Raw genomic sequence first — 18,300 nt, 5'->3', positions numbered from 1 at the left:
CAGTAGCCACCGTTGCGCCACGCGCAACGGTTTGCATTGTAGCTGCCGTGCCCGACATGCACGGTCCCCACATTTTGTTTTCGATGAATCTATGGCATTCAACGTAACTCTCAAGCAAAGCGGCCGGCAATTCCAGGTCGAGTCGGATGAAACCGTGCTGGCAGCCGCACTGCGCCAGAACGTGCATCTGCCGTACGGCTGCAAGAACGGCGCGTGCGGCTCGTGCAAAGGCCAGATCGTGTCGGGCCAGGTCGAACAGGGCGCGCACGCCGCGTCGGCGCTGTCGAACGACGAGCGCACCCGCGGCCTCGCGCTGCTGTGCTGCGCGACGGCGCAGTGCGACCTCGAAATCGACGTGCGCGAGATCGCCGGCGTCGACGGCGTGCAGGTCAAGAAGCTGCCGTGCCGCATCGCCGCGCTCGAACGCAAGGCGGACGACGTGATGGTGGTCAAGCTGCAACTGCCCGCCAACGAGCGCCTGCAGTACCTCGCCGGCCAGTACATCGAGTTCATCCTGAAGGACGGCTCGCGCCGCAGCTACTCGATGGCGAACGCGCCGCACGAGGAAGGCCCGATCGAGCTGCACATCCGCCACATGCCGGGCGGCAAGTTCACCGATCACGTATTCGGCGCGATGAAGGAGCGCGACATCCTGCGCTTCGAAGGCCCGCTCGGCACGTTCTTCCTGCACGAGGATTCCGACAAGCCGATGGTGCTGCTCGCGTCGGGCACCGGCTTCGCGCCGATCAAGGCGATCATCGAGCACGCGAAGCACCTGGGCCTCACGCGCCCGATGACGCTCTACTGGGGCGCGCGCCGCAAGAAGGACCTCTATCTCGCGGAGCTGGCCGAGCAATGGGCGAACGAGATCCCGAACTTCACGTTCGTGCCGGTGCTCTCCGAGCCGGACGCCGCCGACGCATGGACCGGCCGCACCGGCTTCGTGCACCGCGCGGTGATCGAGGATCTGCCCGACCTGTCCGGCCACCAGGTCTACGCGTGCGGCGCGCCGGTGATGGTCGAGTCCGCGCAGCGCGACTTCACGCAGCATCATGGCCTGCCGACGGACGAGTTCTACGCCGACTCGTTTACGAGCGCCGCCGACCTCGCGCATCCGGTCTGACCCCTGTCCCACGGCCGCCGCGACACATATGTGGCATCGCGGCGGTTTACAGTGAGGCGCGGGATGCCTTATGCTTGCGCGAATGAACCGCTTCCTGTCCGCTCTCCGACGTCGCCGCTCGCCGCTCCGCCCGGATGCCGCCGGCTCGTCACGGACTCGCGCGTAACACTCGTCACTTTGTTACGCACAAGCTGTTCGAACCACACAGCCACGGCATCCCGTGGCTTTTTTATTGTCTTTTTTCGTTGACCGCCCGCTGGAGCTTCCCGCCATGTCTCTGAACGACTATCCGATCGACTCGCTGATGTACATCACGAACCGCCCCGACATCGTGTTTACGCACGGCAAGGGGTCGTGGCTCTACGATCACACCGGCAAGCGATATCTGGATTTCATCCAGGGCTGGGCGGTCAACAGCCTCGGCCACTGCGACGACGGCGTCGTCGACGCGCTGAAGACGCAGGCGGAGAAGCTGCTGAACCCGTCGCCGGCCTTCTACAACGAGCCGATGGCTAAGCTCGCCGGCCTGCTCACGCAGCACAGCGTGTTCGACAAGGTCTTCTTCACCAACAGCGGCGCCGAGGCGAACGAAGGCGCGATCAAGCTCGCGCGCAAATGGGGCCGCAAGTTCCGGAACGGCGCGTACGAGATCATCACGTTCGACCACAGCTTCCACGGCCGCACGATCGCGACCATGTCGGCGAGCGGCAAGCCGGGCTGGGACACGCTCTACGCGCCGCAGGTGCCGGGCTTCCCGAAGGCCGAGCTGAACGACATCGCGTCGGTCGAACGGCTGATCAACGAAAAGACCGTCGCCGTGATGCTCGAACCGATCCAGGGCGAAGGCGGCGTGATTCCGGCCACGCGCGAATTCATGCGCGCGCTGCGCGCGCTGACGAAGCAGCACAACCTGCTGCTGATCGTCGACGAAGTGCAAAGCGGCTGCGGCCGCGCTGGCACGCTGTTCGCATACGAGCTCGCCGACGTCGAGCCGGACATCATGACGCTCGGCAAGGGCATCGGCAGCGGCGTGCCGCTCGCGGCGCTGCTGTCGAAGGCGGACGTCGCGGTGTTCGAGGCCGGCGACCAGGGCGGCACGTACAACGGCAACCCGCTGATGACGGCGGCCGGCTACGCGGTGATCTCGCAGCTCGTCGCGCCGGGGTTCCTCGAAGGCGTGCGCGCGCGGGGCGAATACCTGAAGCGCAAGCTGCTGGAGCTGTCGGAAGAGCGCGGCTTCGAAGGCGAGCGCGGCGAGGGCCTGCTGCGCGCGCTGCTGCTCGGCAAGGACATCGGCACGCAGATCGTCGAGAAGGCACGCGAGATGCAGCCGGACGGCCTGCTGCTGAACGCGGCGCGCCCGAACCTGCTTCGCTTCATGCCCGCGCTGAACGTGACGACCGACGAGATCGACCAGATGATGGCGATGCTGCGTTCGGTGCTCGACTCGCTCTGACAGGCGACGCGCGATGGAGATCGCCGCGGCCGATGACCTCGCGGTCCGCGCGTTCGACCGCGCCGATACCGACGCCGTGCTGGCGCTGTGGCGCGACGCGTTTCCCGGCTACGGGGAACCGGACGCGCCGCACCGCGATCCGCGGCGCTCGATCGAGCTGAAGTGCGCGACGCAGCCGGAGCTGTTCTTCGTCGCGACGCTGCGCGGCCGCGTCGTCGGCACGGTGATGGCCGGCTACGACGGTCATCGCGGCTGGCTGTACTCGATCGGCGTCGCCGGCGGCGAGCGGCGCGCCGGCGTCGGCCGTGCGCTCGTCGCGCATGCGGAGGCTGCACTGGCGGCGCGCGGCTGCCTTAAGGTGAACCTGCAGGTGCTGCCCGGCAACGCGCAGGCGTGCCGCTTCTACGAGATGCTCGGCTATCGCGTCGAGGAACGGGTCTCGTTCGGCAAGCTGCTGCCGGCCGCCTAGCGTCCGTCCGTTCGCGCCGATGACGGGCGTGCGCCAGCCCGCACACAAGAGAAAGCCGCATGTCCTTCCGGACATGCGGCTTTTTTGCATCGCGACAAGCGTGCTTACTCGCCCAGATACGCGGCGCGCACCTTCGGATCGTCGAGCATCTGCTTCGCGTCGCCTTCCATCGTCACCGTGCCCGAGTCCATCACGTAGCCGCGGTCGGCCGCCTGCAGCGCTAGGCGGGCGTTCTGCTCGACGAGCAGCACCGTGATGCCCTCCTTCGAGATCGTCCGCACCACTTCGAAGATCTTCTCGACCATGATCGGCGACAGGCCCATCGACGGCTCGTCGAGCAACAGCAGCTTCGGCTTCGACAGGATCGCGCGCGCCATCGCCAGCATCTGCTGCTCGCCGCCCGACAGCGTGCCCGCGAGCTGCGTCGCGCGCTCCTTCAGGCGCGGGAAGAAGCCGAACATCCGCTCGACGTCCTGCTTGATCTGCTCGGTGTCGTTGCGCAGGTATGCGCCCATCTGCATGTTCTCGACGATCGACATCCGCGCGAAGATCCCGCGGCCTTCCGGCACCATCGCGAGGCCGTGCTTGAGCAGCTCGTGCGTCGGCACGCCCTTGATCGACTTGCCGTCGTACTCGATGTCACCCGCCGAGAACGCCTTCAGGCCCGTGATCGCCTTCATCGTCGTGGTCTTGCCCGCGCCGTTCGCGCCGATCAGCGTCACGAGTTCGCCCTGACGGACTTCCATGTCAACGCCCTTGACGGCCTGAATGCCGCCGTAGTTGACCTGCAAGCCCTTGATTTTCAACATTGCCGCTGCCATCAGTGCACCCCTGCGCCGAGATATGCCTCAATCACCTTCGGGTTCTTCTGCACGTCCTGCGGCAGACCCTCGGCGATCACCTTGCCGTAATCGAGCACCGTCATCCGGTTGCACAATCCCATCACGAGCTTCACGTCGTGCTCGATCAGCAGGATCGTGCGGCCGTCCGAACGGATCTTGTCGAGCAGGCGCGTCAGTTCGACCTTCTCGGTCGCGTTCATCCCCGCCGCCGGCTCGTCGAGCGCGAGCAGCTTCGGGTCGGTCGCCAGCGCGCGCGCGATTTCCAGGCGCCGCTGGTGGCCGTACGACAGGTTGCGCGCCGTGTAATCCGCGTACTGCAGCACGCCGACGTACTCGAGCAGCTCGATCGCGCGCTCCTTGATCTCGCGCTCTTCCTGGCGCTCGGCCGGCGTCTGGAACACCGCGCCCAGCAAGCCGTGCTTGGTCCGCACGTGGCGGCCCACCATCACGTTCTCGAGTGCGGTCATCCCGCCGAACAGGCGGATGTTCTGGAACGTCCGCGCGATCCCCGCCTTCGCGACCTGATGCACCGCGGTCGGCGTATAGGGCTGGCCATCGAGCCTGAAATCGCCCGAATCGGGCGTGTAAAGCCCCGTGATCACGTTGAAGAACGTCGTCTTGCCGGCGCCGTTCGGGCCGATCAGGCCGTAGATCTGGCCTTCCTTGATTTCCAGGCCGACGTCGGACAGTGCCTGCAGGCCGCCGAAGCGCTTGTTCACGCCTTTGACGGACAGTCGAATTTTTTCGCTCATTTACCTTCTCTCCTGTGTCGACCAGCGTCAGCGCTTTAGCGCTTACACTGGTCCCACATCCCTATTCGTCCGTTAAGCGCGTGCCGACTTGGCGCTGCGCTTCGCCAGTTTCGCGATCTTGTCCTCATGCTTCGGCGCCGGCCACAGGCCTTCCGAGCGATACAGCATGATGACCACCATCGCGAGGCCGTACAGCGCCTGGCGGATCACTTCCGTATCGACGATTTCATGGCCGAACACCGCGTTCTGCAGCGGGCCCATCGTCGAACGCAGGAATTCCGGGAAGATCGCGAGCAGCACCGCGCCGAGGATCACGCCCGGGATGTGGCCCATGCCGCCCAGCACGACGCACGCGAGCACGACGATGGATTCCCAGAACGTGAACGATTCCGGCGACACGAAGCCCTGGAACGAGCCGAACATCGCGCCCGACAGGCCGCCGAACGACGCGCCCATCGCGAACGCGAGCAGCTTCACGTTACGGGTGTTGATGCCCATCGCCTTCGCCGCGATCTCGTCCTCGCGGATCGCCGCCCATGCGCGGCCGATACGCGAATGCTGCAGGCGCGTACAGGTCCAGATCACCAGCAGCGCGCACAGCACGAACAGGTAGTAGTACATGTAGACCGACGGCAGCTGGATGCCGAACAGCGAGTGCGTCTGCGACAGGTTGAAGCCCGCGACCTGCACCGGATCGATCCCCGTGATCCCCTTCGGGCCGTTCGTGATGTTCACCGGACGGTCGAGGTTGTTCATGAAGATCCGCACGATTTCACCGAAACCGAGCGTGACGATCGCGAGATAGTCGCCGCGCAGGCGCAGCGTCGGCGCGCCGAGCAGGATCCCGAACATCGCGGCGATCGCCATTGCGATCGGCACGATGATCAGGAACGGCACGTGCAACCCGGCGGGCGCGAGGTTCGCGATCCACTCGAACTGCGTGGTCAGGTGCGGCGACGACAGCAGCGCCGCCGTGTACGCGCCCACCGCGTAGAACGCGATGTAGCCGAGGTCCAGCAGGCCGGCGAAGCCGACCACGACGTTCAGCCCCAGTGCGAGCATCACGTACAGCATCGCGAAGTCCAGCACGCGGACCCAGTAGTTGCCGCCGGCCGCGCCGATGATGATCGGCGCGGCGATCACGAAGGCCGCGGTCAGGATGCCGACGGTGACGGTTTTCGCGGTGTTGCGCTCCTGGACCAGCGTCGTCGACGTTTCAATCGGTTGAATGGATGTCATGTTCTTGCTCCCCTTCCCTTAAGCGCGGTCCGCGACACGTTCGCCCAGCAGGCCCGACGGACGGAACACCAGCACGATGATCAGCACGATGAAGGCGAACACGTCCTGGTAGTTGCTGCCGAACACGCCGCCCGTGAGGTTGCCGATGTAGCCGGCGCCCAACTGCTCGATGAGACCGAGGATCACCCCGCCCACCATCGCGCCCGCGAGGTTGCCGATACCGCCCAGCACCGCGGCCGTGAATGCCTTCATGCCCGGGATGAAGCCCATGTAGAAGTGCACGTTGCCGTATTCCGACGCGATCATCACGCCTGCCAGCGCAGCCAGCGCCGAGCCGATCATGAAGGTCGCCGAGATCACGAAGTTCGGGTTCACGCCCATCAGGCTCGCGGTGTTCGGGCTCTCCGCGATCGCGCGCATCGCGCGGCCGAGCTTGGTCTTGTGCACGAGCAGCAGCAGGCCGCCCATCACGAGGAACGCGACGGCGACGATCACGATTTCGGTCATCGAGATCACCGCGCCCGGCGTCGTGTCGGTCGCCTTGATCACGTTGATCGGATCGGTCGGCAGCAGTTGCGGGAACGGCAGCGGGTTACGCGACCAGATGATCATCGCAGCCGTCTGCAGCAGGATCGACACGCCGATCGCGGTGATCAGCGGCGCGAGACGCGGCGCGCGGCGCAGCGGCCGGTACGCGACACGCTCGATCGTGAAGCCGACGGCCGCGCACACCACCGCGGCGATGCCGAGGCCGATCGTCAGCGTCGCGACGTTGCCCAACTGCGGAAAGTGGTTCTGCAACACGGTGATCGCAGACAGCGCGACCATCGCGCCGATCATCAGCACGTCGCCGTGCGCGAAGTTGATGATGCCGAGAATGCCGTACACCATCGTGTAGCCCAACGCGATGATGGCGTAGACACTGCCGAGCACCAGCCCGTTGAGGACCTGCTGGACGAAAATATCCATTTAAAGCTCCTTGGCCCGTACTACCGGACGACACTTCGCCCCGCGGGTAAGCGGGGAATCACATCGCCTCGGCGGTACTGCGGGTACTAGAAAAGACCGGTAAGGGTGGATCGTCCCGGCGTTTGCCACCCGGCCTGTACAGCCGGGCGCACCGCCGGAGCGGATACAAAAACGGCACCGCACTGTTTCGGTGCCGTCACGAGTCCCGTCACTACATCGTCACGACATCGAGGACGGTTTTCCTGGCCTCCTTGAAGTCGTAGAGCGTAATCGCACCCTCTTTCAAATCGCCGTTCGGCGTGAATGCGATGTGACCGATTACCCCGCGGTAATCGGTCGACGGCATCGCAGCCAGGACCTTGGACGCGTCGATCGAATTGGCGCGCTTCATCGCGTCGACGATCACGTAGACGGCGTCGTACGTGAACGGCGCGTAAATCTGCACCGGCGTGTGGAAACGGTCCTCGTACTTCTTTTCGAAGTCCGTTCCTTTCTCCATCCTCGACAGGGCAAGCCCCGCCTCGGAACAGATCAGGTTCCGCACCGCGTTGCCCGCGAGCTCGACCACCTTGTCGGTACACACACCGTCGCCGCCAAGGATTTTTGCTCCGATACCGAGCGCCATCGCCTGCTTCGCAAACGGGCCGCCCGTCGCGTCCATGCCGCCGTACATGATGACGTCGGGGTGGTCGCTCTTGATCTTCGTCAGGATCGCCTTGAAATCCGTCGCGCGGTCGTTGGTCGCTTCCCGCGCGACGATCTGCCCGCCCGCAGCGCGGACGGTCTTCGCGAATTCGTCGGCAAGCCCCTTGCCGTATGCGGTCGCATCGTCGACGACCGCGAAGCGCTTCGCGTGGAGCGCGTGCAACGCGTAGTTGGCGAGCGCGGGGCCTTGCTGCGCATCCGTCGCCACGACGCGGTAGGTTGTCTTGAACCCCTGTTTCGTATAGTCGGGGTTGGTCGATGAAGGTGAAATCTGCACGATGCCTGCGTCGCTGTAAATTTTCGACGCCGGGATCGACACCCCCGAATTGAGGTGCCCCACTACCGCTACGACCCGGTCGTCCACCAATTTCTGAGCAACTTGCGTGCCAGCTTTCGGATCCGCCGCGTCGTCCTCGGCGACGAGCGCCAGTTGCACCGGATGACCGTCGATCGTCAGGCCGTGCGCGTTGATCTCCTCGATCGCCAGGCGGGCGCCGTTTTCGTTGTCCTTGCCGAGATGCGCGATGCTGCCCGTCAACGGGGCGGCATGGCCGATCTTGACGACGCGCACGTCGCTGGCCGGCACTGCCGCGGGGGCCACCTCCCCCTTTTTCGCCCCGTCGTCACTCTTGTTGCTGCACGCGGAAAGCATCGCAACCGCTGCGGCGACGGACACGGCGTAAGCCAACTTCACATGCATCAAATAGGTCTCCCGCGCCTTGCCAAAACCAGGTTTCGCGACCGCTTAGGCCTGAAAACGGGCGCATTGTAACTCCATTTATAGGACGGCCAATATTCCTGATTTGACAGGGTTTTCCTGCATTGCAACCATTTTCGGGACACGGTTTCGGGAGATTGGAGCAACCCGGTTGCACCATATGAGGGAATGCAGGTTGCGCTTGCCGGAGCACGGTGCAAAAAAAAGCGCGCCCTGGGGCGCGCTTTTCGGCAAAGCAAGGAACCTGAAAGATTTCAGTCGCCGGACGGCAGATTCAGGCCACGCGGCAGCGGGAACGACACGTTCTCCTCGATCCCCTCGAGAGCGCGGACGTTACGCACGCCCAGTTCGCGCAACCGCGCGATCACCGCCTGGGCGAGCACCTCCGGCGCCGACGCGCCGGCCGTCACGCCGATCCGGCGCTTGCCCGCGACCCACGCGGGATCGATCTGCTCGGGCGAGTCCACCATGTACGCGGCGACGCCGCGCTTCTCCGCGACTTCGCGCAGGCGGCTCGAATTCGAGCTGTTCGGGCTGCCGACCACGATCACGACGTCGCACTGCGGCGCCATGAACTTCACCGCATCCTGGCGGTTCTGCGTCGCGTAACAGATGTCCTGCTTCTTCGGCTCGCGGATATTCGGGTACTTCGCCTTCAGCGCGGCGATGATCTCGGCCGCATCGTCGACGGACAGCGTCGTCTGCGTGACGAGGGCGATCCGGTCCGGATCGGCCAGATTGAGCTTCTGGACGTCCTCGACGCTCTCAACAAGGTGCATGCCGCGCTCGACCTGCCCCATCGTCCCCTCGACCTCCGGGTGCCCCTTGTGCCCGATCATCACGATGTCGACACCGTCCTGGCGCATTTTCGCCACTTCGACGTGCACCTTCGTGACGAGCGGACAGGTCGCGTCGTAAACGCGCAGGCCGCGCACGCCGGCTTCGTCGCGCACCGTCTTCGACACGCCGTGCGCACTGAAGATCACCGTGTTGCCGGACGGCACTTCCTCGAGTTCTTCGACGAAGATCGCGCCTTTCTTGCGAAGATCCTCGACCACGTACTTGTTGTGGACGATCTCGTGGCGCACGTAGATCGGCGCACCGTGCATCGCGATGGCCCGCTCGACGATCTCGATCGCACGATCGACGCCCGCGCAAAAACCGCGCGGCTGTGCGAGCAGGATTTCCGCGTCGGCGGCGACGGTCTGTCCGGACAGCGTATCGGTGGAGCTCATGATTACAGGATCCCGATGATTTTCACTTCGAACGTGAGCGCCTGGCCCGCGAGCGGATGATTGAAATCGAAGAGCGCGGAGGTTTCGCTGATTTCCTTCAGCACCCCTGCATATCGGCCGCCGTCGGGCGCGTTGAACTCGATCAGGTCGCCAGGCGCGAAATCCTCGCCGACCATGCCGTTCTCGCGCAGCGTCGCGAGCGACACGCGCTGGATCATGTCCGGATTACGGGGGCCGAACGCCTGCTCCGGCGCTAGCTGAAAAGTCGAATGGTCGCCCACCTTGAGCCCGAGGAGAATGTCTTCCAGCGAAGGCGCAAGCTGTCCCGCGCCGAGCAGCAGCGTGGCCGGCTTGTCGGTGAAGGTGTTGACGATGTCGGCGCCGTCGGCGAGCGCCAGTCGGTAATGCAGCGTGACGTGCGAACCGGGCTTCACTTCGGAAATATCGATGAGGCTCATGAATTACTCGTTCAGTCGGCGCCCGAAACGGCCGTGAGGCCCAGCGCAAAGTCGCTATTGTAAGACACCTGAGCGCACAAGGCTGAATGACCGACGTCATCCCCCTTGCCCGCGCGCGGACAATGGAGAATCAACGATGCTGCAACAATCCCCGCCGCATGAATGCTTCGACGCCGACGACGCCCCGGGCGCCGGGCCGGACGACGGACTGCCGCGCGAGCGGCTCCTCGCGCGCGGCCCGTCCGCGCTGTCCGACATGGAGCTGATCGCGCTGCTGCTCGGCACCGGCGTGCCGGGCCGCAACGTATTCGACGTCGCCGGCGCGCTGCTCGCGCAGTTCGGCTCGCTGCGCGGGCTGCTCGACGCAACGCCGGGCGACTTCCGGGGCCAGCGCGGCATCGGCCCCGCCCGCACCGCGCTGCTGGTCGCGGTGACCGAGCTGGCGCGGCGCGCGCTGGCGCAGAAAGCGAGCGAGCGGCGGCCCGTCGATTCGCCGGGCGCCGTCGAGGACTACCTGCGCCTGCTGATCGGCACGCGCCCGTGCGAGGTGTTCGTCAGCCTGTTTCTGGACGCGCGCCACCGGCTGCTGGACACCGAGGAAAGCACGCAGGGCTCGCTGACGCGGATGGCCGTCTACCCGCGCGAAATCGTCCGCCGCGCGCTGTCGGCCAACGCCGCCGCGCTGATCGTCGCGCACAACCACCCGTCGGGCGCGGTGCGGCCGAGCGCGGAGGACCGCCGGCTGACGCGCGTGCTGCGCGACGCGCTCGCGCTCGTCGACGTGCGCCTCCTCGACCACATCGTGGTCGGCGCGAGCGACACGTTCTCGTTCGCGCGGGCCGGCTGGCTGTAGGCCCGGCGGGCCGCGCAGGGGCGCGGCGACACCGGAGCGAAATTACGTTTGATTTTCCTGAACTTTTTCTGCTAGAATTGCCGTCTGTATTTTTTCCAACCAGTTCTAGCCATCGAAGGGCCTTGTCTGAAAAGGCGTGGGCGTTCGGAGTGCAGCTATGGATCACGTGGCTGCTCGAAGATGACCTTCACCGGCGATCGAACCCCGAATTTAGCGTATTAGGAGTGCTCTCATGGCACGCGTATGCCAAGTAACTGGGAAAGCGCCGATGAGCGGCAACAACGTTTCCCACGCAAACAACAAGACGAAGCGTCGCTTCCTTCCGAACCTGCAAAACCGCCGGTTCTGGGTCGAAAGCGAAAACCGCTGGGTGCGCCTGCGCGTCTCGAACGCCGGCCTGCGTCTGATCGATAAGAACGGCATCGATTCCGTGCTCGCAGACCTGCGCGCACGCGGCGAAGCCTAAGCCCAAGGAGCGTAATCATGGCAAAAGGCGCACGCGACAAGATCAAGCTCGAGTCGACCGCTGGCACGGGTCACTTCTACACGACCACGAAGAACAAGCGCAACATGCCGGAAAAGATGGAGATCATGAAGTTCGATCCCGTCGTCCGCAAGCATGTGGCGTACAAGGAAACCAAGATCAAGTAATCTCCTGGTTCCTGCCAGCCTGACGATGACGAAGAGCCCCGCAATTGCGGGGCTTCTTGCTTTGCACGCGTTTTGCGCGCACGCTTGCGCGCGACGCGGTATGCTCTCCCCTTTCCCTGCGGCACGCGGGGAACACAAGCCCAAAAGCGCAATTACGGAGATGCAGCATGAAATTCGACGTGGCGATCGTCGGCAGTGGCCTGGCAGGCCTGTCGGTCGCGCTCAATCTGGCCAACACGCGGCGCGTCGCGCTGATCGCGAAGCGTTCGATGATGGAGGGCGCGAGCGATAACGCGCAGGGCGGCATCGCCGCCGTGCTCGACTCCGCGGACAGCATCGAGAACCACGTCAACGATACCCTGATCGCAGGCGGCGGCCTGTGCGACGAAGGCGCGACGCGCTATATCGTCGAGCACGGCCGCGAAGCGATCGAATGGCTGATCTCGCAAGGCGTGCCGTTCACGAAGGACGACGCGGCGGAGCTGGGCTTTCACCTGACGCGCGAAGGCGGCCACAGCCACCGGCGCATCATTCACGCCGCCGACGCCACCGGCCACGCGGTGCTCGCGACGCTCTCCGAGCGCGCGCGGCAGCATCCGAACATTACGTTCTTCGAAGACCATCACGCGATCGACCTGATCACGTCGGAACGGCTCGGCCTGCCCGGCCGCCGCTGTCACGGCCTGTACGCGCTCGACGTCGCGAGCGGGCGCACGATCACGATCGAGGCGCCGCACACCGTGCTCGCCACCGGCGGCGCGGGCAAGGTCTATCTCTACACGACGAATCCGGACACCGCGACCGGCGACGGCATCGCAATGGCGTGGCGCGCAGGATGCCGCGTCGCGAACATGGAATTCATCCAGTTCCATCCGACCTGCCTGTTCCACCCGTATGCGAAATCGTTCCTGATCTCCGAGGCGGTGCGCGGCGAAGGCGGCCTGCTGAAGCTGCCGGACGGCACCCGCTTCATGCCTGCGCACGACGAACGCGCCGAGCTTGCGCCGCGCGACATCGTTGCGCGTGCGATCGACTTCGAGATCAAGAAGCGCGGGATCGACTGCGTGTACCTCGACATCAGCCACCAGCCCGAAGCGTTCCTGCTCGAGCATTTCCCGATGATCCACGCGCGCTGCCTCGAATTCGGCATCGACATCGCACGCGAACCGATCCCGGTCGTGCCCGCCGCGCACTACACGTGCGGCGGCGTCGTCTCCGATCTCGCGGGCCGCACCGATCTGGCCGGCCTCTACGCGGTCGGCGAGACGTCGTATACGGGCCTGCACGGCGGGAACCGCCTCGCCAGCAACTCGCTGCTCGAGTGCCTCGTGATCGGCCGCGCAGCCGCCGAGGCGATCGAAGCGGCCGGCTTCGACATGGCGTCGCCGGGCTCGCTGCCCGCGTGGGACGAAAGCCGCGTGTCCGATGCCGACGAGGAAGTCGTCGTCGCGCACAACTGGGACGAATTGCGGCGCCTGATGTGGAACTACGTCGGCATCGTGCGCACCGACAAGCGCCTCGAACGCGCGAAGCACCGATTATCGCTGTTGCGCGACGAGATCCAGGAGTACTACGCGAACTTCCGCGTGACCCGGGATCTGCTCGAGCTGCGCAATCTCGTCGACGTCGCGTCGCTGATCGTCAAGAGCGCGCAATCACGGCGCGAGAGCCGCGGCCTGCACTACAGCCGCGACTGGCCGCACGCGCTGCCGAAGGCATTGCCGACCGTGCTGTCGCCCCGCGTGCGCCGCTAAGCCGCCCGCAGCCGACAAAAAAGCCGTTGGCGCGAGTACGCCAACGGCTTTTTTTCGTTTGAAGCGGACTCGCCGCCACGCGTCAGTCCGTCAGTCGACGATCCGCATCGAATAATCGGTGGCGCGCACGTCCTTCGTCAGCGCGCCGATCGAGATCCGGTCGACGCCCGTCTCGGCGATCGCGCGCACCGTGTCGAAATTGACGCCGCCCGACACTTCGAGCACCGCGCGGCCGGCCGCGATCCGCACCGCATCGCGCATCATGTCGAGCGTGAAATTGTCGAGCAGCACCGATTGCGCACCATGCGCGAGCGCCGTGTCGAGCTGCGCGAGCGTCTCGACCTCGACCTGAACAGGCACGCCCGCATCCAGCGCGAACGCGGCGTCGAGCGCCTCGCCGACGCCGCCCGCCGCGGCGATATGGTTTTCCTTGATCAGGATGCCGTCATACAGCGCAAGACGCTGGTTCGCGCCGCCGCCGACCCGCACCGCGTACTTCTGCGCGAGCCGCAGGCCCGGCAGCGTCTTGCGCGTGTCGAGAATCTTCGCGCGCGTGCCTTCGATCCGGTCGACGTAGCGGCGCGTCGCCGTCGCGACACCCGACAGCAGTTGCAGGAAGTTGAGGCCGTTGCGCTCGGCGGTCAGCAGCGCGCGCGCCGGGCCTTCGAGTTCGCACACGGTCGAATCGGCGCTCATCCGGTCGCCTTCGCGGTAATGCCAGCGCACGTCGATCGCCGGATCGATCCGGCGCATCACCGCGTCGAACCACGGCACGCCGCACAGCACCGCCTCCTCGCGCACGATGATGCGCGCGCGGCGGCGCTCGCCGGCCGGCACGAGTCGCCCGGTCTGGTCGCCCGGGCCAACATCCTCGGCAACGGTATCGGCGACGTTGCGCGCGAGCGCTTCGTCGAACGCGGCGCCGTACTGCGCACGAATCTCGTCGTAAAGCGGGGACACGGCTTCCGTCATGCCGCCCCCACGTTCGCGAACAGTTGCTGGTCGCGCTGCAGGTCGCCGCTCGCCTGTACGCGCTTCTTGTGAGCCGCCGCGAAATCGAGCATGCGGTCGATCGGCATGCGCGCGCGCTCGCCGATCGCGGGATCGACGAAGATCTCGTTGTGGCCGCGCTCGAGCACGTCGGCCAGGTTCGAGAGGCCGTTCATCGCCATCCACGGGCAGTGCGCGCAGCTCTTGCACGTCGCGCTGTTGCCGGCCGTCGGCGCCTCGATGAAGGTCTTGCCCGGCGCGGCGAGCCGCATCTTGTGCAGGATGCCGAGATCCGTCGCGACGATGAAGCGCGTCGCGTCGAGCTTCACCGCCGCATCGATCAGCTGCGTCGTCGAACCGACGACATCGGCCAGCGCGACCACGCTCTCCGGCGATTCCGGATGCACGAGCACCTTCGCGTCCGGGTATTGGGCGCGCAGCAGGTCGAGTTCCACACCCTTGAATTCGTCATGAACGAGGCACGAGCCTTGCCACATCAGCATGTCCGCGCCGGTCTTCTTCTGGATGTAGCCGCCGAGATGGCGGTCCGGCGCCCAGATGATCTTCTCGCCGCGCGCATGCAGATCGGCGACGATCTCGAGGCCGATCGACGACGTGACCATCCAGTCGGCGCGCGCCTTCACGGCGGCGCTGGTGTTCGCATAGACGACGACCGTGCGATCCGGATGCGCATCGCAGAACGCGGAGAATTCGTCGACCGGGCAGCCGAGGTCGAGCGAGCAGGTCGCATCGAGATCCGGCATCAGGATCCGCTTGTTCGGGCTGAGGATCTTCGCGGTCTCGCCCATGAAGCGCACGCCGGCGACAACGAGCGTCTGCGCGTCATGATCGCGGCCGAAACGCGCCATTTCCAGCGAATCGGCGACACAGCCGCCGGTTTCGTCGGCCAGCTCCTGCAGCTCGGCGTCCACGTAATAGTGTGCGACCAGCACCGCCTTCTCGCGCGCCAGCAATGCCTTGATGCGCGCCTTCAGCGCGGCGCGCTCCTCGGCGGACGGCGTCTCGGGCACTTTCGCCCACGCCTGCCCGATGCCGCAGGTCGTCCCTGCCGCAGCCGGCCGGTCATACTCGACGGGTTTGAACGCCGATTGCATCTCCATCTCCTCTCGAACAGCGCGAGCGCGTCTGCGTTGATGTCGAGCCGGGGTGTGCTCCTGGCACGTGCTCCGGCCCCACGCTTCGCGCTCATGTCCCATGCAGGGCTCAGCCCTGCTGATCCGCCGGCGCGCGTTGCGGCCGGCTCAAAAGAAAAAACCCCGCCAGCGCGGGGTTTGTGACGTCCTGAAATTCTAAACGATTTCGAATCAGGCGTAGCGGCGCAGGCGCATCGCAAATTCCTCGAGCGACTTGATGCCGCTTTGTTCGGCACGATGGCACCAATCCTGCAATTGGGCGAGCAGCTGCTCGCGCGATGCCGTGGAACGGTCCCAGATCGCGGCCAGATCCTTGCGGAGCTGGAAGTACGTCTGCAGCTTCTGGCTGTTCGCGAAGATCTCCGGCAGCATGCGCTTCTGCGGCTCGTTCAGGCCGGACTCTTCCTTGTGGAACCACGCGCGCGCGCCGCGCATCCGCTGATACTTCTCGCCGGCGCCCAGTTCCTTCAGGCGCGCCAGTTCCTGGCGGTACGCACGCTTGACGGCCTTGCCGTAGCGCGCCATCACTTCGTAGCGGTTCGACAGCACGGCCTGCAGCGTTTCCTGGTCGAGCACCGCCTTGCTTTGCTTCAGGCGCGGCGTCGGCGCAATCTTCTTCACCTTCGCGAGCTTGAACGCGGACAGGATGCGGATGTACATCCAGCCGATGTCGAACTCGTACCACTTGTTCGAGAACTTGGCCGATGTCGCGAACGTGTGGTGGTTGTTGTGCATCTCCTCGCCGCCGATCACGATGCCGATCGGGAAGAGGTTCGTGCTCGCGTCGGCCGCGTTGAAGTTGCGATAACCCCAGAAATGGCCGATGCCGTTGACGACGCCCGCCGCCCAGAACGGGATCCAGACCATCTGCACGGCCCAGACCGTCAGGCCGACGATCCCGAACAGCGCGATGTCGATCACCATCATCATGCTCACGCCGAGGACCGTGTACTTCGAATACAGATTGCGCTCGATCCAGTCGTTCGGCGTGCCGTGGCCGTACTTGCGCATCGTCTCTTCGTTCTTCGCTTCGGCGCGGTACAGCTCGGCGCCTTCGAGCAGCACCTTCCAGATGCCGCGCGTCTGCGGGCTGTGCGGATCCTCTTCGGTTTCGCACTTCGCGTGATGCTTGCGGTGAATCGACGCCCACTGGCCGGTGAGCATGCCCGTGGTCATCCACAGCCAGAGGCGGAAGAAATGGCTGACGATCGGGTGCAGCTCGAGCGCGCGGTGCGCCTGGCAGCGGTGCAGGTAGATCGTGACGCCGAGGATCGTCACGTGCGTGACGACAAGCGTGAACACTACGATCTGCCACCACGAGAAGTGCAAGAGCCCGTGGGAAAGAAAGTCGAGCAAGGAGTTCAACAAGGCAGTTACCTGTGGAGTGAGCGGCGCCGGCCACGCAAGCCGGCGTCAGAAAAACGAAAGCATACCGAGTAGTAGGACGGGATTTTACTTCAACCGTTCCAAGTCTTTGTAAAAAATGAATATTTCTTGCCTTGGCGCAACGCAGAGCGATCCGTCCGTGGACTGCGCCGGCTTGAAAATCCGCCGATGGATCGCTTACATGACGGTTCGCCCCGCCGCGCCGTCGCCGTCGGCCGGGCGAACCGCGCCGAAACCGTCCGGCAGGCCGACGACGCGCACATCGCGCTGCGGGAACGGAATCTCGATCCCGTGCGCGCAAAAGAGCCGCCAGATGTTCCGGTTCACCGTCGAGCGCACGCCCGACGTGCCGGTGGCGGAATCCTCGACCCAGAACCCCAGCTCCAGGTCGATGCCGTCCGCGCCAAAGCCGGTCAGGTACGGCGTGGGCGCCGGCTCCGCGAGCACGCGCGGCACGCCTTGGGCCGCCTCGACGAGCAGCGTCAGCGCGTGCTCGACGTCGGTCGTGTAGGCGACCTGCACCGTGACCTTCGCATAGCCGCGCGTCAGGTACGACGACTGGTTCTGCACCACGTCGGTGATGAGCTTCTCGTTCGGGACCAGCGTCTCGTTGCCGTCGAGGCCGCGCACGACGGTGTAGCGCGTGCGGATCTGCGTGACGATGCCCTGCAGCCCGCCGACATTGATCGCGTCGCCGAGCCTGAGCGAGCGGTCGAGCAGGATGATGAAGCCCGACACGTAGTTGCTCGCGATCTTCTGCAGGCCGAAGCCGAGTCCGACGCCGAGCGCGCCGCCGAACACGCCGAGCACGGTCACGTCGATGCCGACCAGCGACAGCCCGATCAGCACCGCCGCGACGGCGAGCAACGCGCGGCCGACCCGCGACAGCACCACCTTCAGGTTCGCATCGAGCGTGGTCGCGCGCGTCAGGCGGTCGTCGAGCACCGAGCCGAGCCACATCGCGATCATCAGCGTCACGCAGATCCACAGCGCGCCCGAGATCAGCGACAGCAGCGTCAGGTGCGCGTTCGCGACCCGGAACTTGACACTGTCGAGCCACTCCAGCACGTCATGCTGGATGCCGAGCACCGTGAGCGCCATGCCGGCCCACACGACGATCGACACGATCTTCTCGACGATCGACAGCCACGCATGGCTGTGGCCGTCGCGCGCGAACGCGCGCCGCGCGACGAAGAACAGCACGTAGATGAGCCCGATGCCGAACAGCGGCACCAGCGCGAGCGACAGCAGCGACGTCGACATGAAATCGTCGAACGCGAGCTGCGCGAGCCACACGAACATGCCGCCGATGATCGGGAACAGCGCGCGCTCGAGGCTCTGCGCACCCGCGCCCGCCGGGCGGCCGGCCGCCCGGCGCCGCGCGTCGATGCGGCCGTGCACGAACCGCGCCGCGAGCCAGGCGAAGCACAGCGAGCCGACCAGCACGCCCATCTGCCAGATCATCACCGGCTGGTTGAAGTCCTGGATCACCGACGCGAGCCGGTGCGACAGCAAGCGGTTCTGCAACATCCGTCCGACCCGCCGC

At 65.5% G+C, this 18,300-nt stretch carries 17 protein-coding genes and 1 pseudogene; 7 read left to right on the top strand and 11 right to left on the bottom strand.

Going from position 1 to position 18,300, the window contains the following annotated elements; genetic code table 11:
• The first annotated feature begins 91 nt into the window (after nt 1-91).
• The 3 genes and pseudogenes from LIG30_RS06310 to LIG30_RS06300 all read left to right on the top strand — a co-directional run.
• Nucleotides 92-1,123 (top strand): CDP-6-deoxy-delta-3,4-glucoseen reductase, encoded by a 1,032-nt coding sequence (locus LIG30_RS06310; RefSeq protein ID WP_038710596.1) that lies wholly within the window; start codon nt 92-94, stop codon nt 1,121-1,123.
• 271 nt (nt 1,124-1,394) lie between these two features.
• A complete protein-coding gene (locus LIG30_RS06305; RefSeq protein WP_038710595.1) occupies nt 1,395-2,579 on the top strand; it encodes an acetylornithine transaminase in 1,185 nt (394 codons plus the stop codon).
• Nucleotides 2,580-2,589: 10 nt separating this feature from the next.
• Nucleotides 2,590-3,048, top strand: a pseudogene (locus tag LIG30_RS06300) (GNAT family acetyltransferase); the annotation flags it as partial.
• 104 nt (nt 3,049-3,152) lie between these two features.
• Here LIG30_RS06300 and LIG30_RS06295 read toward each other — a convergent pair.
• The 7 genes from LIG30_RS06295 to LIG30_RS06265 all read right to left on the bottom strand — a co-directional run bounded on the left by LIG30_RS06295 (nt 3,153) and on the right by LIG30_RS06265 (nt 9,966).
• A complete protein-coding gene (locus LIG30_RS06295) occupies nt 3,153-3,869 on the bottom strand; it encodes an ABC transporter ATP-binding protein (protein ID WP_038710592.1) in 717 nt (238 codons plus the stop codon).
• The gene (locus LIG30_RS06290) at nt 3,869-4,642 is read right to left on the bottom strand and encodes an ABC transporter ATP-binding protein (protein ID WP_038710591.1); all 774 of its coding nucleotides are present in this window, start codon (nt 4,640-4,642) and stop codon (nt 3,869-3,871) included. Before LIG30_RS06290 ends, LIG30_RS06295 begins: the two co-directional genes overlap by 1 nt.
• 72 nt (nt 4,643-4,714) lie before the next feature.
• A complete protein-coding gene (locus tag LIG30_RS06285; RefSeq protein ID WP_038710589.1) occupies nt 4,715-5,881 on the bottom strand; it encodes an ABC transporter permease subunit in 1,167 nt (388 codons plus the stop codon).
• 18 nt (nt 5,882-5,899) lie between these two features.
• Nucleotides 5,900-6,850 carry a branched-chain amino acid ABC transporter permease gene (locus LIG30_RS06280; protein ID WP_038710588.1) on the bottom strand — a complete coding sequence of 317 codons (951 nt, stop codon included), beginning with the start codon at nt 6,848-6,850 and terminating at the stop codon, nt 5,900-5,902.
• A gap of 211 nt (nt 6,851-7,061) precedes the next feature.
• Nucleotides 7,062-8,255 (bottom strand): branched-chain amino acid ABC transporter substrate-binding protein, encoded by a 1,194-nt coding sequence (locus tag LIG30_RS06275; protein WP_038710587.1) that lies wholly within the window; start codon nt 8,253-8,255, stop codon nt 7,062-7,064.
• A gap of 272 nt (nt 8,256-8,527) precedes the next feature.
• Nucleotides 8,528-9,508, bottom strand: coding sequence for a 4-hydroxy-3-methylbut-2-enyl diphosphate reductase (gene ispH, locus LIG30_RS06270; RefSeq protein WP_038710586.1), 981 nt, complete (start codon nt 9,506-9,508; stop codon nt 8,528-8,530).
• 2 nt (nt 9,509-9,510) lie between these two features.
• Complete coding sequence (locus tag LIG30_RS06265) at nt 9,511-9,966, bottom strand: FKBP-type peptidyl-prolyl cis-trans isomerase (protein ID WP_038710585.1); 456 nt, start codon at nt 9,964-9,966, stop codon at nt 9,511-9,513.
• 136 nt (nt 9,967-10,102) lie between these two features.
• Here LIG30_RS06265 and radC point away from each other — a divergent pair, with 136 nt between their 5' ends.
• The 4 genes from radC to nadB all read left to right on the top strand — a co-directional run bounded on the left by radC (nt 10,103) and on the right by nadB (nt 13,224).
• Entirely contained in the window at nt 10,103-10,819 is a 717-nt protein-coding gene (gene radC, locus LIG30_RS06260) for a RadC family protein (RefSeq protein ID WP_038710583.1), read from the top strand.
• Between the two features lie 232 nt (nt 10,820-11,051).
• Nucleotides 11,052-11,285, top strand: a complete 234-nt coding sequence (rpmB, locus tag LIG30_RS06255) for a 50S ribosomal protein L28 (protein WP_004186391.1) — start codon at nt 11,052-11,054, stop codon at nt 11,283-11,285.
• Nucleotides 11,286-11,302: 17 nt separating this feature from the next.
• Nucleotides 11,303-11,470, top strand: a complete 168-nt coding sequence (gene rpmG, locus LIG30_RS06250) for a 50S ribosomal protein L33 (RefSeq protein WP_007586229.1) — start codon at nt 11,303-11,305, stop codon at nt 11,468-11,470.
• A gap of 167 nt (nt 11,471-11,637) precedes the next feature.
• Complete coding sequence (gene nadB / locus LIG30_RS06245; protein ID WP_038710581.1) at nt 11,638-13,224, top strand: L-aspartate oxidase; 1,587 nt, start codon at nt 11,638-11,640, stop codon at nt 13,222-13,224.
• A 90-nt stretch (nt 13,225-13,314) separates the two neighbouring features.
• Here the strand turns inward: nadB and nadC are convergent, their stop codons facing one another.
• The 4 genes from nadC to LIG30_RS06225 all read right to left on the bottom strand — a co-directional run bounded on the left by nadC (nt 13,315) and on the right by LIG30_RS06225 (nt 18,284).
• Nucleotides 13,315-14,196 (bottom strand): carboxylating nicotinate-nucleotide diphosphorylase, encoded by an 882-nt coding sequence (gene nadC / locus LIG30_RS06240; protein ID WP_038710580.1) that lies wholly within the window; start codon nt 14,194-14,196, stop codon nt 13,315-13,317.
• On the bottom strand, nt 14,193-15,329 hold the full coding sequence (gene nadA / locus LIG30_RS06235) for a quinolinate synthase NadA (protein ID WP_038710665.1): 1,137 nt from the start codon (nt 15,327-15,329) through the stop codon (nt 14,193-14,195). The genes nadC and nadA overlap by 4 nt, the downstream gene beginning before the upstream one ends.
• 210 nt (nt 15,330-15,539) lie before the next feature.
• On the bottom strand, nt 15,540-16,736 hold the full coding sequence (locus LIG30_RS06230; RefSeq protein WP_038710579.1) for a DesA family fatty acid desaturase: 1,197 nt from the start codon (nt 16,734-16,736) through the stop codon (nt 15,540-15,542).
• Between the two features lie 195 nt (nt 16,737-16,931).
• Complete coding sequence (locus LIG30_RS06225) at nt 16,932-18,284, bottom strand: mechanosensitive ion channel family protein (RefSeq protein ID WP_038710577.1); 1,353 nt, start codon at nt 18,282-18,284, stop codon at nt 16,932-16,934.
• Nucleotides 18,285-18,300: the final 16 nt, after the last annotated feature.

The sequence above is a fragment of the Burkholderia sp. lig30 genome (genome assembly GCF_000687455.2).
In the GTDB taxonomy this organism is placed as follows: Bacteria; Pseudomonadota; Gammaproteobacteria; order Burkholderiales; family Burkholderiaceae; genus Burkholderia.
The sequence above is the reverse complement of the archived record's forward strand: the minus strand, read 5'-3'. Positions and strand labels throughout refer to the sequence as shown.

Coding starts and splice junctions, on each gene's coding strand:
- LIG30_RS06310 (WP_038710596.1), top strand. CDS start 92: ATGGCATTCAACGTAACTCTCAAGCAAAGCGGCCGGCAATTCCAGGTC.
- LIG30_RS06305 (WP_038710595.1), top strand. CDS start 1,395: ATGTCTCTGAACGACTATCCGATCGACTCGCTGATGTACATCACGAAC.
- LIG30_RS06295 (WP_038710592.1), bottom strand. CDS start 3,869: ATGGCAGCGGCAATGTTGAAAATCAAGGGCTTGCAGGTCAACTACGGC.
- LIG30_RS06290 (WP_038710591.1), bottom strand. CDS start 4,642: ATGAGCGAAAAAATTCGACTGTCCGTCAAAGGCGTGAACAAGCGCTTC.
- LIG30_RS06285 (WP_038710589.1), bottom strand. CDS start 5,881: ATGACATCCATTCAACCGATTGAAACGTCGACGACGCTGGTCCAGGAG.
- LIG30_RS06280 (WP_038710588.1), bottom strand. CDS start 6,850: ATGGATATTTTCGTCCAGCAGGTCCTCAACGGGCTGGTGCTCGGCAGT.
- LIG30_RS06275 (WP_038710587.1), bottom strand. CDS start 8,255: ATGCATGTGAAGTTGGCTTACGCCGTGTCCGTCGCCGCAGCGGTTGCG.
- ispH (WP_038710586.1), bottom strand. CDS start 9,508: ATGAGCTCCACCGATACGCTGTCCGGACAGACCGTCGCCGCCGACGCG.
- LIG30_RS06265 (WP_038710585.1), bottom strand. CDS start 9,966: ATGAGCCTCATCGATATTTCCGAAGTGAAGCCCGGTTCGCACGTCACG.
- radC (WP_038710583.1), top strand. CDS start 10,103: ATGCTGCAACAATCCCCGCCGCATGAATGCTTCGACGCCGACGACGCC.
- rpmB (WP_004186391.1), top strand. CDS start 11,052: ATGGCACGCGTATGCCAAGTAACTGGGAAAGCGCCGATGAGCGGCAAC.
- rpmG (WP_007586229.1), top strand. CDS start 11,303: ATGGCAAAAGGCGCACGCGACAAGATCAAGCTCGAGTCGACCGCTGGC.
- nadB (WP_038710581.1), top strand. CDS start 11,638: ATGAAATTCGACGTGGCGATCGTCGGCAGTGGCCTGGCAGGCCTGTCG.
- nadC (WP_038710580.1), bottom strand. CDS start 14,196: ATGACGGAAGCCGTGTCCCCGCTTTACGACGAGATTCGTGCGCAGTAC.
- nadA (WP_038710665.1), bottom strand. CDS start 15,329: ATGCAATCGGCGTTCAAACCCGTCGAGTATGACCGGCCGGCTGCGGCA.
- LIG30_RS06225 (WP_038710577.1), bottom strand. CDS start 18,284: ATGTTGCAGAACCGCTTGCTGTCGCACCGGCTCGCGTCGGTGATCCAG.